At 66.6% G+C, this 15,393-nt stretch carries 12 protein-coding genes; 7 read left to right on the top strand and 5 right to left on the bottom strand.

Annotated features, from left to right (window positions below; all coding sequences use genetic code 11):
* Positions 1-65: 65 nt before the first annotated feature.
* Both FAZ97_RS24510 and FAZ97_RS24505 read right to left on the bottom strand, forming a co-directional pair.
* Complete coding sequence (locus FAZ97_RS24510) at positions 66-1,373, bottom strand: MFS transporter (protein WP_158761107.1); 1,308 nt, start codon at positions 1,371-1,373, stop codon at positions 66-68.
* A 90-nt stretch (positions 1,374-1,463) separates the two neighbouring features.
* A complete protein-coding gene (locus FAZ97_RS24505) occupies positions 1,464-2,546 on the bottom strand; it encodes a tartrate dehydrogenase (protein WP_158761106.1) in 1,083 nt (360 codons plus the stop codon).
* A 110-nt stretch (positions 2,547-2,656) separates the two neighbouring features.
* On the opposite strand from FAZ97_RS24505, the gene FAZ97_RS24500 reads away from it, so the two are divergent.
* Positions 2,657-3,595, top strand: coding sequence for a LysR family transcriptional regulator (locus tag FAZ97_RS24500; protein WP_158761105.1), 939 nt, complete (start codon positions 2,657-2,659; stop codon positions 3,593-3,595).
* Positions 3,596-3,602: 7 nt separating this feature from the next.
* On the opposite strand, the gene pdxR is transcribed toward FAZ97_RS24500, so the two are convergent.
* Entirely contained in the window at positions 3,603-5,099 is a 1,497-nt protein-coding gene (pdxR, locus tag FAZ97_RS24495; protein WP_158761104.1) for a MocR-like pyridoxine biosynthesis transcription factor PdxR, read from the bottom strand.
* 122 nt (positions 5,100-5,221) lie between these two features.
* Here pdxR and FAZ97_RS24490 point away from each other — a divergent pair, with 122 nt between their 5' ends.
* The 6 genes from FAZ97_RS24490 (at position 5,222) to FAZ97_RS24465 (ending at position 11,375) form a co-directional block, all read left to right on the top strand.
* Positions 5,222-5,860, top strand: coding sequence for an FMN-binding negative transcriptional regulator (locus FAZ97_RS24490; RefSeq protein ID WP_158761103.1), 639 nt, complete (start codon positions 5,222-5,224; stop codon positions 5,858-5,860).
* A gap of 30 nt (positions 5,861-5,890) precedes the next feature.
* Positions 5,891-6,244, top strand: coding sequence for a cupin domain-containing protein (locus tag FAZ97_RS24485; RefSeq protein ID WP_158761102.1), 354 nt, complete (start codon positions 5,891-5,893; stop codon positions 6,242-6,244).
* Positions 6,245-6,407: 163 nt separating this feature from the next.
* Positions 6,408-7,328, top strand: a complete 921-nt coding sequence (locus tag FAZ97_RS24480) for an SMP-30/gluconolactonase/LRE family protein (RefSeq protein WP_158761101.1) — start codon at positions 6,408-6,410, stop codon at positions 7,326-7,328.
* Positions 7,325-8,872: a UxaA family hydrolase gene (locus FAZ97_RS24475; protein WP_158761100.1), complete on the top strand. Its 1,548-nt coding sequence runs from the start codon at positions 7,325-7,327 to the stop codon at positions 8,870-8,872. The genes FAZ97_RS24480 and FAZ97_RS24475 overlap by 4 nt, the downstream gene beginning before the upstream one ends.
* A 71-nt stretch (positions 8,873-8,943) precedes the next feature.
* Complete coding sequence (locus FAZ97_RS24470) at positions 8,944-10,218, top strand: MFS transporter (protein WP_158761099.1); 1,275 nt, start codon at positions 8,944-8,946, stop codon at positions 10,216-10,218.
* Between the two features lie 41 nt (positions 10,219-10,259).
* A complete protein-coding gene (locus FAZ97_RS24465; RefSeq protein WP_158761098.1) occupies positions 10,260-11,375 on the top strand; it encodes a malate/lactate/ureidoglycolate dehydrogenase in 1,116 nt (371 codons plus the stop codon).
* 25 nt (positions 11,376-11,400) lie between these two features.
* On the opposite strand, the gene FAZ97_RS24460 is transcribed toward FAZ97_RS24465, so the two are convergent.
* The gene (locus FAZ97_RS24460; protein ID WP_158761097.1) at positions 11,401-11,805 is read right to left on the bottom strand and encodes a hypothetical protein; all 405 of its coding nucleotides are present in this window, start codon (positions 11,803-11,805) and stop codon (positions 11,401-11,403) included.
* A 93-nt stretch (positions 11,806-11,898) separates the two neighbouring features.
* The gene (locus tag FAZ97_RS24455; RefSeq protein ID WP_158761096.1) at positions 11,899-15,216 is read right to left on the bottom strand and encodes an adenylate/guanylate cyclase domain-containing protein; all 3,318 of its coding nucleotides are present in this window, start codon (positions 15,214-15,216) and stop codon (positions 11,899-11,901) included.
* Between the last annotated feature and the right edge of the window lie 177 nt (positions 15,217-15,393).

Below are 15,393 nucleotides of genomic sequence, written 5' to 3'. Positions count from 1 at the left end.
GCGCATTGAAGCGCCTCGATAACGTTGGTGCGCCGGGGCCGTGCAAGCGGCGCGCGGCCCCTGACTCAGTGATCGTGCCTCACCTGCGCCATTACCGGCTGGCTTGCCTTGCGGCTCAGCATCAGCGTCACCACCGCGGAAAGCGCGAGCGTTGCGCCAACGGCATACAAGCCCGCCGCATACCCCCCCGTCTGCGTTTTCAGCCAGCCGATCACGGCGGGTCCCACGAAGCCGCCGAGATTGCCGACCGAATTGATCATGGCGATCCCCGCTGCGGCCCCTGCGCCGGAGAGAAACATGCTCGGCATGGCCCAGAGCGGCGCCTTCGCGGCGCTGATGCCGATATTGACCACCACGAGCGCCAGCACGATCATCAGCGCGGTGCTGGCCTGCCCCGCGAAGATGAAGCCCACGCACGCGAGCACGCAAGGGATCACGACGTGCCAGGTGCGCTCCGCCGTGCGGTCGGAGTGGCGCGCCCACAGAATCATGGCGACGACTGCAACGATGCTCGGAATCGCATTGAGCAGTCCGGTCTCGAGTGAACTGAACCCATATTGGCGGATGATGAGCGGCGCCCACAGGCCGAGCGTATAAAGACCCGCCGAGGTGCCGAAGTAGATCAGCGCGAGTGCCAGCACGCGCGGGTCGCGCAGGGCGCTCAGCGCGCCTGCCGTGTGGCCCGTGTGGTTCTCGCGCGCGCGGGCTTCCTCGGCGAGCTTCGCGACGAGCCAGTCGCGCTCTTGCGGCTTCAGCCAGCGCGCTTTGGACGGCGAATCGGTGAGGACCTTCAGGACCACGAAACCCAGCAGCACGGCGGGAATCGCTTCGATCACGTAGAGCAGTTGCCAGTTGGCGAGACCGAACATGCGCGGCAATTGCATGAGCGCGCCCGAGATGGGCGAGCCGAGCGCGGTCGAGATGGGTGCGGCCGCCATGAACCATGCCGCGGCAACCGCGCGTTGCTTGCCCGGAAACCACAGGCTGAGATAGAGGATGATGCCGGGGAAAAAGCCCGCTTCCGCCACGCCAAGCAAAAAGCGCAGCGCATAGAAACTCGTGGGCCCGGTCACGAATGCGGAGGCCGCCGAGACGATGCCCCACGTGACCATGACGCGCGCGATCCAGAGACGCGCGCCCACGCGGTGCAAGATCAGGTTCGAAGGCACTTCGAACAGAAAGTAGCCGATGAAGAAGAGCCCGCCGCCGAGACCAAAGGCCGTGGGCGTAAGGCCAATCGCTTTGTTCATCGTCATTGCCGCGAAGCCCACGTTGACCCGATCGAGAAAGCTCACGAAGTACAGCAGCATGACGAACGGGATGATGCGCCACATGAGTTTGCGCGTGACGATTGCTTCGGTGTCCGAATTCATCTGTCTCCTCCTTGGAGGGTTGGCGAGGGGCGTGCGGGTATTTTTTGTGTCACGCCCCCGTGTCTGCTTTGTTTGACGGCGCGGTAGCGCTCAGGCAGCGACGGCCGCCTTCTCGACGAGTTCGCACACCGCGGCCGTGACCTGCGCGGTGGTCGCCTTGCCGCCAAGGTCGCCGGTGTGCAGCGCGGGGTTGGCCGTCACGGTTTCGATGGCGTGCATCACGTGAGCGGCGGCTTCGGTTTCGCCAAGGTGTTCGAGCAGCATCACGACCGACCAGAACGTGCCGATGGGATTGGCGAGTCCCTTGCCCATGATGTCGAAGGCCGAACCGTGAATCGGCTCGAACATCGACGGGTAGCGGCGCTCGGGGTCGATGTTGCCCGTGGGCGCAATGCCGAGGCTGCCGGCGAGCGCGGCGGCGAGGTCGCTGAGAATGTCGGCGTGCAGGTTGGTCGCGACGATCGTATCGAGCGAGGCGGGGCGGTTGACCATGCGTGCCGTGGCGGCGTCCACCAGCTCCTTGTCCCACTTCACATCCGGAAATTCCTTCGAGACTTGCAGCGCGATCTCGTCCCACATGACCATGGCGTGGCGCTGGGCGTTGCTCTTGGTGATGACCGTGAGCAGCTTGCGCGGGCGCGACTGCGCGAGCCGGAACGCAAAGCGCAAGATGCGTTCGACGCCGGCGCGCGTGAGGATCGACACATCGGTAGCCGCTTCGAGCGGATGGCCCTGGTGTACGCGGCCGCCCACGCCCGAATATTCGCCTTCGGAGTTTTCGCGCACGATCACCCAGTTGAGGTCCTCGGGCTTGCACCGCTTCAAGGGCGCATCGATGCCGGGAAGAATGCGCGTGGGGCGCACGTTCGCATACTGATCGAGGCCCTGGCAGATCTTCAGACGCAGACCCCAGAGCGTGATGTGGTCGGGTACGTCGGGGTCGCCCGCGGAACCGAAGAGAATCGCGTCCTTATTGCGGATGGCGTCGAGGCCGTCTGCGGGCATCATTACGCCGTGCTCTCGGTAGTAGTCGGCGCCCCAGTCGAAATTCTCGAACTCGAACGCGAAGCGCTGCGTGGTCTTCGCGAGCGCTTCCAGCACCTCCTTGCCCGCGGGCACGACTTCCTTGCCAATGCCGTCGCCGGGAATGGTTGCGATGCGATAGGTCTTCATGTCTCGTTCCTTTGGAATGTGGCCAGTGTGGGTGCACTTTACCCAACTCCCGGTTCAAAAACCGGTGCTAGACTCAAAGCATCATTAACCTGAATTCACAAGTGGCGACCGTGAGCGACACCGTTCTGCCCGCCGATCTGGGCTTTTTCTCCACGCTCGCCTCCTCGGGCAGCCTGAGCGCCGCCGCGCGCGAACTGGGCCTCACGCCTGCCGCCGTGAGCAAGCGGCTCGCGCAGATGGAAGAGCGCGCAGGCGTGCCGCTCGTGAACCGCACGACACGCCGCATGATGCTGACGCCCGAAGGCGAGGTGTACCTGGAGCACGCGCGGCGCATTCTCGACGAGATCGACGAACTGGGTGAGTTGTTGGGCGGCTCGAAGAAGCATCCCAAGGGGTTGCTGCGCGTGAACGCGACGCTCGGCTTTGGGCGCAGCCACATCGGGCCGGCGCTTTCGCGTTTCGTCGCGCAGTATCCACAGGTTTCCGTGCAGCTTCAGCTTTCGGTCATGCCGCCGCCGCTCACGGAAGATTCATACGATGTCTGCATCCGTTTCGGCGAGCCGCCGGATACGCGCGTGATCGCACGGCGGCTCGCGGCGAACCGCCGTTTGCTCTGCGCTTCGCCTGCCTATCTCGCGAAGCGGGGCACGCCCGCCACGCCGCACGACCTTGCGAAGCACAACTGCATCGGCATTCGCCAGGGCGACGAAGCGTATGGCGTGTGGCGGCTTTCGAACGAGCGCGGCAATGCGCGCAAATCGGAAGCCATCCGCATCAATGGCAACCTCACGACCAATGACGGCGAGATCGCGGTGAAGTGGGCGCTGGATGGGCACGGCATTCTGATGCGCGCCGAATGGGATATCAACGAGTATCTGGCGGACGGGAGGCTCGTAGTCGTGCTGCCCGAATATGAAACGCCGGGCGCGGACATCTACGCCGTGTATGCCCAGCGGCATCAGCTTTCCACGCGCATTCGAGCGTTTGTCGACTTTCTCGCCATCGAACTCAGTAAGTCGCGGCAATATCCAGTAGACCGAAATACTTGAACTGGTGTTATTTCGCCACCGAGGCAATCACCGCGGCAAGACGATGCGCGGCCTCCTTCATCTGAGCGCTGCTAAAACCGCCAAAGCCGAGGATCAGCCCAGGGCGCGCGGTGCCCGCGGCGAACATGGGCGACGCCGCGCGCACGGCGACGCCCGCATCGGCGGCGAGCCGCACCACACGTTGATCGTCGAGTCCCGCCGCAAGCCAGAGCACGAGATGCATGCCCTGATCGCCGGGCTCGATCCACGCGAGATTCCGCGGTAATAACGCACCGAGTGTTTCGATCAGGCTGAGCCGCTGCTCCGCGTAGACGTTGCGAACCTTGCGCACGTGCCGCTCCAGATGTCCCTCCCTCATGAAGGCGGCCAGTACGTGTTGATCGGCAGTGGGCGGATGGCGGTCGACGAGCACACGCGCGCCGCAGAACGCATCGACGAGATTGGGCGGCACGACGACATAGCCCAGCCGCAGTGACGGAAAGAGGATCTTGCTGAAGGTGCCGAGATACACCACGCGATCCGGCGCCAGCCCCTGCAGCGCCGGAAACGGATAGCCCTCGTAGCGCAACTCGCTGTCGTAGTCGTCCTCGACAACCCACGCATTGGCCGAGCGTGCCCACGCGAGCAACGCCGCGCGCCGCGCCATGCTCAGCGGCATGCCGAGCGGATATTGATGCGAGGGCGTGACGAACGCCACGCGCGCCTTCGGCGCCATGCGGATGCCCGCCTCGACGTCGAGACCTTCGGCATCGACGGGCACGCGGACCATGGCGTCGCGGTACGGCAGGCTTTCGAGTATGGCGGTGACGCCACGGTAGGCCGGGTTCTCGACCCATGCCTGGTCGCGCGGCCCGAGCAGCACCTGGCTGGCGAGAAAGAGCCCCTGCTGGGTGCCGCTCGTCACGATGACCTGATCCGCATCGCAGCGCACCGAGCGGGACTTGCGCACATAATCGCCGATGGCTTCGCGCAGCGCCAATGCGCCAAGCGGATCGGCATAGCCGGTCGGCGAGGCCGGGCCCCGCGCGCGCAAGCGGTTGCCGAGCCGGCGCCAGATCTCGCCGGGCGCGGTCAGGCCCGTAGGAACCGAAATGGCAAATGGCACCGGGGGCAAAGGTTTGAACTCGCGTCCGATTCGTGCGAACGCTTCGGCGCGTTCCGGCAATCCGGCTTCTTGCGCGTGCCGCCAAGCCACGCGGGGCGCGCGGGACTCGCGCCTGGGCGGCGGCTCGGCCAGCGCGAGCGCCACGCGCGTGCCGGCGCCGGCTTTCGACTCCAGAAAGCCTTCGGCGATCAGTTGTTCGTACGCCTCGACCACGGTGCCGCGCGCGACCTGAAGCGAGGCGGCGAGCGCGCGCGTGGAGGGCAACGCGTCGGCGGGTCTCAGGTCCCCTTTGCGCACCGCCTCGCGCAGCGCCTCGGCCACCTGGCGGCTGAGATTGCCGGCCTCGCGGTCCAGCGTGCCGAACGACGGCATTTCCGCGGTCTGTGCTGTTCTCGGCATGATTCTGGTTCACTGGAATTTAAATAAACTGGATCTACAGAATAAACCACTTTTGCGGCAGACTCGCTTCTGTGGCAGCGTAGGCCACGCTATCCATTCACCTTACGAGCAGGGACACACGCATGTACGTACCAGCCCATTTCGCCGAAAACCGCAAGGACGTCCTGCATGACTGCATTGCCCAACATCCGTTCGGCACGCTGGTTACGCAGGGAAAGAGCGGGCTCGACGCCAATCACATTCCCTTCGAACTCGCGGCTGGCGAAGGCGAACTGGGCCTCCTGCGCGCGCACGTCGCGCGAGCCAATCCGGTTTGGCAGGACGTGGCCAATGGCGACGAAGTGCTCGTGATCTTCCGCGCGGGCGACGCGTATATCTCGCCGAACTGGTATCCGAGCAAGCACGAAGCGCACAAGCAGGTGCCGACGTGGAATTACGTGGTCGTGCATGCGCATGGGCGCATCCGGATTCTCGACGACGAGCGCTACGTGCGCGGCGTAATCGGCCGCTTGACGCGTACGCACGAAGCCATGCAGCCCAAGCCCTGGAAGATGGCCGACGCGCCCAAGGACTATACGGATACGCTCGTGAAGCTCATCGTGGGCGTGGAGATCGAGATCACGCGTCTGGTCGGCAAGAGCAAGCTCAGTCAGAACAAGGAAGAGCGCGATATTCGCGGCGCGGGCGAAGCACTCATATCGAGCGGCGAGTCCCCCATCGGAGACGCCATGCTTGCCGCCGCCGACGAAAAGGCGCGATAACGCCCACGCCGCGCATAAAAAGGCCCCGCTATGGCAAATGAACCGCTGCTCGCGCCCGGCTTTTCATTCGTCGATTCCGCGAGCACGCCATGGGTGCCCTCCCGCTATGCTCGGGGCGTGGAGGTCAAGAACGTCGGCCAGGCAGACGGCCGCGCCATGCAACTGGTCCGGTTCGCTGCAGGCGCAACATTTCCCAGCCACCGCCATACCGGTCCCGAATTCATCTACGTGCTCGAAGGCGAGGCCGTGCAAAACTGCCGGCGGCTGCCCGCGGGCTACGCGGGGGTTGCCGCACGGGGCACCGTCGACGTGGATTTCCATAGCGATACGGGCTGCGTTTTTCTGCTCGCCTACGACCTGGACCAGGCTTTCGACACAACCTGACTGCTGCGCGGGCCGACGAGTAAACGCGGGTAAACCACATTCCAGGCGCTTGAAGAAAATCTTCACAGGCCTATTCAACTAGTATTTAATAAACCGGCGCGGCAGTGAGCGACGGGTCACGCGTGTCGCCGTGACCTTACCCTGACGGTACGAGGCCGGAACGATGAATCCCCACGAATACGAAATCCACGATGCGCGCTTTCGCATGCTGCTGCAGCCCAACGCGCAGTTCGAGAAGCTCGCGGGCGGCTGCATGTGGGCGGAGGGGCCGGTGTGGTTTCCCGCTGGCGACTTCCTTGTCTGGAGCGACATTCCCAACAACCGGATGATGCGCTGGGTGCCCGGCATCGGCACGGGCGTGTACCGCGCGAACGCGAATTTCAGCAACGGCAATACGCTCGACCGCGAATGCCGGCTCGTGACCTGCGAGCACGGTACGCGCCGCGTCACACGCACGGAGCACCACGGGCGCATCACCGTGATCGCCGACCGCTTCGAGGGCCACCGGCTCAATTCGCCCAACGACGTGATCGTGCATTCGGACGGCTCGATCTGGTTCACCGACCCCGACTACGGCATTCTCGGCGACTACGAGGGCTTTCGCGCGCCGAGCGAGATCGGCGGCTGTCACGTGTATCGCGTGGCGCCCGATACGGGCGTGGTGCAGCGCGTGGCCGACGACTTCACGAAGCCCAACGGCCTCGCCTTCTCGCCGGATGAAGCGCGCCTTTACGTGGCCGACTCGGGCGCGTCGCATATCGAGAACGGCCCGCATCACATCCGCGTATTCGACGTCGATGCGCAAGGCAGGTTGAGCAATGGCCGGGTGTTCGCGGAAGTCGCGCCCGGCGTGCCCGACGGCATGCGCGTGGACGAGCACGGCAACGTCTGGACGAGCGCGGGAGACGGCATCCACTGCTATGCGCCCGATGGCACGTTGCTCGGCAAGATCCTCGTGCCGGAAACGGTCGCGAATCTCGTGTTCGGCGGGCCGAATCGCAATCGCCTTTTCATCGCGGCCAACACGTCGCTGTACTCGCTTTACGTTGGCGTGCGCGGCGCTTCCCAGGGAGACCGGCTATGACCCATCTCGACCCCACTCAGCTTTCGGCCGCGCTCATTCTCCTCGACCGGCGCGACGACGTTGCCATCGCGCGCGGGCAGTTGATGCCCGGCTCGACGCTCTATGGCGACTACACGGTCGCGGGCATGATTCCGCCCGGCCACAAGGTTGCGCTGCGCGACATCGAGCAAGGCGAACCGGTGCGCCGCTACGGGCAGATCATCGGCTTCGCGAGCCGGCCGATCCGCCGTGGCGAACACGTGCATACCCAGAATCTGTCGATGGGCGATTTCGAGCGTGACTACGCATTCGGCGTGGACGCGCACGACACGCCCGCCGCGGCGCAGCCTGCCACGTTTCTTGGCATCCGGCGTGCGGATGGCCGCGTGGCCACGCGCAATTACATAGGCATCCTGACTTCGGTGAACTGCTCGGCCACGGTGGCGCGCGCGATTGCCGACCACTTCCGCCGCGACATCCACCCCGAAGCGCTCGAAGCCTTCCCTAACGTGGATGGCGTGGTGGCGCTCACGCACGGAGAAGGGTGTGCGCTCGCGGCGGAGGGCGAGCCCATTACGGTGCTGCGCCGCACGCTCGCGGGTTATGCACGGCACGCCAACTTCTACGCAGTGCTGATCGTTGGCCTTGGCTGCGAGACGAACCAGATCGACGGTCTCGTGGAAGCCGAGCAGCTCGAGCGCGGCGCGCGCCTCTCGACCATGACGATCCAGCAGACGGGCGGCACCGCGCGCACGGTTGCGGCGGCCATCGACCAGGTGCGCGCGCTGCTGCCCGATGCGAATCGCGTGACGCGCGAGCCGGTCGATGCGCGTCACCTGATGGTCGGCCTGCAGTGCGGCGGCTCGGACGGCTACTCCGGCATTTCCGCGAACCCGGCGCTCGGCGCAGCCGTGGACAGGCTGGTCAAGCACGGCGGTACGGCCATCCTTTCCGAAACGCCCGAGATTTACGGCGCCGAACATCTGCTCACACGGCGCGCCGCGTCGCGTGAAGTGGGCGAAAAGCTCGTGGCGCGCATCCGCTGGTGGGAAGCGTATTGCGCGCGCATGGAAGCGAACATGAACAACAACCCTTCCGCCGGCAACAAGGCGGGCGGTCTCACGACGATCCTCGAAAAGTCGCTCGGCGCGGTGGCGAAGGGCGGCACGACGCGGCTCGTCGAAACCTACGAGTATGCGCAGCCCGTGCGCGCGCAGGGGCTCGTGTTCATGGACACGCCCGGCTACGACCCTGTGTCCGCCACGGGACAGGTGGCGGGCGGCGCCAATCTGATCTGCTTCACGACGGGTCGCGGCTCCGCCTACGGCTGCGCACCTTCGCCCTCGCTCAAGCTCGGCACCAACAGCGCGCTATGGCGACGCCAGGAAGAGGACATCGACCTGAACTGCGGCCGCATCCTGGACGGCGAGCAAAGCGTAGAGGAGACGGGCGCTGCGATCTTCGAGCTGATGCTGGCAACGGCCTCCGGGCAGCGCACGAAGAGCGAGCTGCACGGCTACGGCCAGAACGAATTCGTGCCGTGGCATCTGGGGGCGGTCATGTAACGCGGGAGTCATTCGGACCGGCGCCGCCGCTCGATGGGGAAACGACGCCACATTCGGAAGGAGTGCTTTCCATGAAGGAAAAGTCTCGCTGGCTGGTCATTTTCTTCTGTTTTCTGGCGATTGCAGTGAACTACATCGACCGCGCCAATCTCGCGGTCGCAGCGCCCCACATCATGAAGGACCTCGGCATCGGTCCCGCCGCCATGGGGCTGCTGCTGAGCGGCTTCTTCTGGACCTACGCCGTGATGCAGCTGCCCTACGGCTGGTTCGTCGACCGGGCCGGCGCGCGCATCGCGTTGCCGTTCGCCGTGGGCTGGTGGTCGGTATTCACCGCGGCCACCGCGGTAGCGGGCGGCTTCGCGGCGATGTTCGGCTGCCGGCTTATGCTCGGCGCGGGCGAGGCGGGCGCGTACCCGTCCTGTGCGAAGCTCGTTAGCCAGTGGTTTTCGCGCGACGAACGCGCGCTCGCCACGAGCATTTTCGATAGCGGCTCGCGCGTGGGCTCCGCGCTGTCGCTGCCGCTCGTCGCCGCGATCATGGCCGCGTGGGGATGGAAGGCTTCGTTTGTGATTACCGGTGCGCTCGGGTTCGTGTGGATCGTGGGCTGGGTCGTGATGTATCGGGAACCCGAGGCCCGCGCCGCACTCGATCAGCCGCGCGCCCCCGTGCCGGCCGCCGCTTCGATCCGCTGGAGCGCGTTGTTCCGCTACCGCACCGTGTGGGGCATGATGCTGGGCTTCTTTTGCCTGAATTTCGTCATTTACTTCTTCATTACGTGGTTCCCGAGCTATCTCGTGGAAGCACGCGGTTTCTCGCTGAAGTCGCTGGGTACGCTCGGCACCTTGCCCGCCATTGCCTCGATACCCGGCGGATGGCTGGGCGGCTGGCTTTCCGACACGCTGGTCAAGCGCGGCTGGAGCCTGACGGCCGCACGCAAGACCTGTATTGTCGGCGGCATGCTGCTTTCGTCCGTCATCACGCTCACTAGCATTGTTCAGGATGTCTACGCAATGCTCGCGCTCTTCGCGATTGCCTATGGCAGCCTCGCGGCCGCCGCGGCCAGCATCTGGTCGCTGCCCGCCGACGTCGCGCCCACGCCGCGGCACGTCGCCTCGCTGGCGGGCATCCAGAACTTCGCGTCGAATCTCGCAGGCATCGCGCTGACGACGTTTACAGGCGTGATGCTGCAGCTCACGCGCGGCTCTTTCACGATTCCACTCGTTGTCGCCGGCGGGTTTTGCGTGCTCGGCGCGGTGAGCTATCTTGTGATCGTCGGCCGTGTCGAGCCGCTGCAGGCGCCTGAGGCCAGGAACGTCGACGAATCGGCTTACGCGCCGCGCACCTGAGCGCCGCCTCTTATTCCGTTGCCATATACAGGGTCACGTACATGTCGAATGCCACTGCTGCAAAAGGTTCAGAAGTCGTTGTCGATGCCCGTGCGCTGCATGCTTTCGTCGTCGCCATCTGGCGCGCGGCCGGCAGCGAGGCGCGCGAGGCGACGCTGGTTGCCGACCATCTCGTCGAAGCGAATCTCGCGGGGCACGACTCGCACGGCGTGGGCATGATTCCGCGCTATATGCTGGCGTGCCGCGAAGGCGAGCTCAAACTGAACGCGCATGCGCAGGTCGCGCGCGACGCGGGCGCGGTGCTCACGATCGAAGCCGCGCGCGGCTTCGGGCAAGTCACGGCGTTCGAAGCGATGGAGCTCGGCATCGAGCGCGCGAAGTCACTCGGCGTGTGCGCGCTCGGCTTGCGCAATGCGCATCACATCGGACGTATCGGCCACTGGGCGGAGCAATGCGCGCGCGCCGGGCTCGTGTCGTTCCACTTCGTCAACGTCGCGGGCGATCCGCTCGTCGCGCCGTTCGGCGGCATCGACCGGCGTTTCGGTACCAATCCGTTTTGCGCGGCGTTTCCGCTTGAGGGGCGCTCGCCACTGGTGCTCGACTTCGCCACGAGCGCAATTGCGGCAGGCAAAGTGCGGGTGGCCTACAACAAGGGCGTGGACGTGCCGGCCGACGCGTTGATCGACAGCGACGGCCGACCCACGCGCGACCCCGGCGCGCTCTTCAGCGATACGCAGCATGGCGCACTGCGCGCGTTCGGCGGCGCGGTGGCGGGGCACAAGGGCTCGGGGCTTGCCGCGATGTGCGAGATTCTGGCGGGCGCGCTCTCGGGCGGCTTCACGACGCGCGAGCAAACCATCGTCTCCACGCACGCCATCGTCAATTGCATGATGTCGGTGATCGTCGATCCGGCGGCGTTCGACGCGCCCTCGCGCGAGGACGAAGCGCTCGCGTTCGTCGAATGGCTCAAGGCCACGCGGCGCGCGGCGGGCGTCGATGAGATCCTGCTGCCTGGCGAGCGCGAGGAAGCGACACGGCGTGCGCGCGGGGCGCACGGCATTCCCGTGGATGCGACGAGCTGGTCGCAGATCGTCGATGCCGCGCGAATGGCGGGCGTGCCCGATGCGGAGATCGCGGCGTGCGAACAACTCAGCTAACTGTGTCGCGCTGACTCCATACCGCTCACTCGTCGCACTTCACCTCGTTTTTAGGCGCGACGATGATCACGGGGTAGGTGCCGCGATCGAGTTCCACGCGCACGACGATCGCGGTGGTAGCAGGATCGCTATCGTCGTACACGCTCACTTTCTCGTTCTTCAATAGCGTGACGCCCGTGCAGCCGGACGCGTGGCTGTCGTCGTCGGCGATCTTGCATTGAATGTCGTTTTCCTTCAGGTAGCGGATGCGGTCGCGGTCCGGCGTGGCCAGATAGTCGCGCACGCTTTGCGCCGAGCCTGCAACGCCCGTGACATAACCGATTGCGCAATCGCGCTTCGAATTCGAATCGGCAGACGAGGTTTGGGCAAAGGCGGGAGTGGCGGCCAGCGCGATGGCGGCGAGGACGGACGAGAGGGTGAGGCACTTCATAGGTGTTCGATTGCCGCAAAAGTGGAATCCCGGATTTTAACGCTTGCGCGCATTGCGCTATGGCCGCCACGGCAAAGGCGGTCGTGGCGGGGATCAAGCGGCAAGCGCAGCGTCGACCGCGGCCAGGTATTGGTGGAAGCCAGCCTCCAGCAACACGCTTCGCACACGCGCGAGTTCGCACCGCGCGGCTTCGTCCGCGCTTTCCAGCAGGGTGCGTGCGAGCGCGCGCCCGCGTGCCGCGAACAGCTCGGCCCAGGGCAGCGGTTCGCGCCGCGTGTAATGCTCCAGGGCGCTCGCAAAGCGCAGCACGCCGGCAGGATCGCGGGCCGTCAGCATCGCTTCGATCGCGTCGCGGTAGAACCAGAGGTGGTTGTGGCCGACCGCGCCGCGGCGCAGGAGGTCCTCGCCTTCCGCCAGCAGCCGCAGCCGTTCGTCATGCTCGTCCACGGCGCTGGCGAGCGCGCTCAGGGCCTTCGGCGCGCTGAACTGCGTACCCACCTCGCGCGAGATCGCCAGCGCTTCACGAAGCGCTTCGAGCGCTTTGCCGCGGCGCCCATCGGCGAGCCAGACGCGTCCCTGCATTTCCACGTTCTGCGCCTCGAACCGCCGTGCGCCCAATTGCCGGATCACACGCCGCTCCAGGTCCAGATGGATCTGCATGCCCTGCATATCGCCCAGCTCGTAGCTGGAGAACACGCCGAGCGTCTCGCCCAGCAATTGCGCGCGCGGCTGCCCGATCAGCTCGGCGGCGCCCACGGCGGCAACGGCGTCTTCGCGCGCCTGCCGCGGATCGTTCAGGTAAATGCGGCTGAAGCCCTGCATCGACCGATTGGCGACTTCGATCCGGCCGCACCCGTGCTCGCGGCTCAACGCAACGCAAGCGCTGAAATGGCGGAACGCGGTGCGCATGCGCCCTTGCGCGTACGCGGCGTCGGCGAGGCCGCCCAGCGCGCGGGCCTCGGCCTCCGGCAGGCCGAGGCGCCGCGCATAGACGAGTCCGCGTTCGTGCTCGGTGCTGCAGGCATCGATCTTTCCGAGCGGAAAGTAGATGTTGCCGCGCAAATAGTGAAGGCTCGCGAGTTCGGCCACGCGGTCGTCGCGCTCCGCGATGCGCTGCGCGGCTTCGAGCAGGTCGAGCGCTTCATCGAGACCTTCGCTCACGCGCAGGCCTTCCGCGAGCCCGAGTTGGCAGCGGCACAGACTGGCGTCGTCGGGGGCGGCCGCCAGTGCCGCGCGCCAGGTCGCGATCGAACCCGCGATGTCGCCGAGGTCGCGCTGAAGCTCGCCCTTGCAGCAGGCCAGGGCGTGGCGGTCCGCGTCCGTCTGCGCGATCTCGAGGCCCCGCTCGGCGAGCCGCAGCGCGGCCTCGAGCAGGTGAGCCGCGCGCTGCGCGAGCGCGGCGGCCAGGTAGGCCTGCGGCGCGCGTGCGTCCTCGGCGCGGTCGAGATGCTGGGCGTGCAGCGTGGGGTCGCCGTGCGCAAACCAGTCGGCCGCGCAGCGGTGCAACTCGCGCCGGCGCGCGCGCAGCAGCGTCGAATAGGCGCTCTCCTGGATCAGCGCATGGGCGAACAGGAACTCATCGCCCTCTGGCAATACGAGCGCATTGGCGAGCAGGCCGTCGCAGACGTAGCCGGGGTCGTCGATGAGCCGCCGCAACAAGGCGATGTCGAAGCGCTGGCCGATCGCGGCGGCGGCCTGGAAAGCGAGGCGGTCGCGTGGCGCGAGCCGGTCCATCCGCGCGAGCACGAGGCTGCGGATCGAGCCAGGTACGGCGTTGCCGCTGCCTTCCTCGGCGTTGCGCAGTAGCTGCTCGAGGAACAGCGGGTTGCCGCCCGCGCGCTCGATGCAGGCGAGCGCCACACGCTGCGTCGCGTCGATGAAGTTGCCTGCGAGGCTCAGCGCCTCGTCCTCGCGCAACGGTCCGAGATCGATCGTCGCGAACGGGGTGTCGCGGCAGCGCGCGCGCCATGTCGCGTCGATCGGATCGCCTTCCACGCGCGAAGTCGTCACGAGCAGGCCCGGGCCGTTCGCGACGCCCGAGGCGAAGGCCGACAGATAGTCGAGCACTTCGGGGTCGGCCCAGTGCAGGTCTTCCACGACGATCAGCGTGGCAGCCCGCCTGCAGGCGTCGCCGGTCAGCTTCGCGGCCAGCGCCTGCTTGCCGCGTTTGCGCGCGCCGTGGTCCATCGCGTCGTAGAGGGCTCGCCACTCGTGCGCGAGCGGCAGGTCGAGGAGGTCGTGGAGAAACGCGCGCTGTTCGGCCTTGACGACGCCTCCAGCGGCGAGCCGTTCGGTGGCGGCCTCCCGCGTGTCGCCAGGTGCTCCGGGGGGCAGGCCGAGCAGGCTGCCGACGATCGTGTGCACGGGGTCTTGCCCCTTGCCCACGCCGAAGTCGAGCACGAGGCCCCGATGGATCTCGAAGCCCTGCGACTGCGCATAGCGGCGCATTTCGTCGACGAGACGCGTCTTGCCGATGCCCGCTTCGCCGCGCACATGGACGACGTGGCCGGCCCGCCTCGCGACGCACGCGTGGACGATACCGTGAAACTGCTCGAGCTCGGCCTGACGTCCGACGAAAAGGCTCTGACTTGCCTTTGCCGCATCGCTCGCCGGGTCGCTCGAAATCGCGCGCAGCCGCCACGCGCGCACCGGCGTGTCGATGCCTTTGAAGCGCTGCTCGCCGAGCGCGTCGCAGACGGCGGCGTCGCGAAGCGCGCGCGCCACGTCGTCGGAAAGCCAGGTTTCCCCGGCTGCCGCCGCGACCTGGAGCCGCGCGGCGAGATTGACCGGATTGCCGGTCACGGTGTAGTCCCGCGCGTCGACGCAGCCGAGCGCACCGGCGACGACCTCGCCGCTCGCAATGCCGATATGCGCCTGCAACGGCCGCGCCGCCTGCGCGCTCAGCTGCGTCATCGCCTCGTGGATGTCGAGCGCCGCGCGAGCCGCGCGCAGCGTGTCCGTATCGTGCGCGCGGGGCGCGCCGAACAGCGCCATGACCGCGTCGCCGATATGCCTGTCCGTCGTGCCGCCATAGGCGAGCACGATACCGTCGACGAGCGCCGTGAAGCGGCCGATCAGCGCGCGCAGTTCTTCCGGATCGAGCGTACGCGAGAGCGCGGTGAAGCCGCAGAGATCGGCGAAGAGGATCGTGACCTGCCTGCGCTCGTCGGTGGGGATGCCCGGAGCGTTGGGTGCAGCGGTGGCGGTGGGTGCCACCGGCGCAGTGGCGGGTGGCAGATCCCGAGCGGCGGCAGCGAGGATGCGTTTGCGGTGGCCGAGCGACTGCACCCCGAGCTCTCTGAGGTCCGCATCGGTCAGCTGCGCGAGCAGCGACAGATCGATATCGTTAGCCGCGAACGCTTGCGCGTACTGCTCAAGCCCGAGCGCGCGCAGCCATTGCTCAATATCCATGTTCGCCGTCTGGATCCAACGCCGCTCGCCTGATGCGTGCCGGCGAATATCCAGTGTAGGCGCGCGCCACGGACCGCGTGTGGCCTGCGTCCGGCGTTTGACAGGCTTTCGATTGCGGACGGATACTGGATCGCACCCCATCGCTCTCCATCGCGCCTCGCGCATTCCACTGAGCAT

It is taken from the genome of Paraburkholderia acidiphila (assembly GCF_009789655.1).
In the GTDB taxonomy this organism is placed as follows: Bacteria; Pseudomonadota; Gammaproteobacteria; order Burkholderiales; family Burkholderiaceae; genus Paraburkholderia; species Paraburkholderia acidiphila.
Note: the sequence above shows the minus strand (reverse complement) of the source record. Positions and strands in the feature narration are given on the sequence as shown.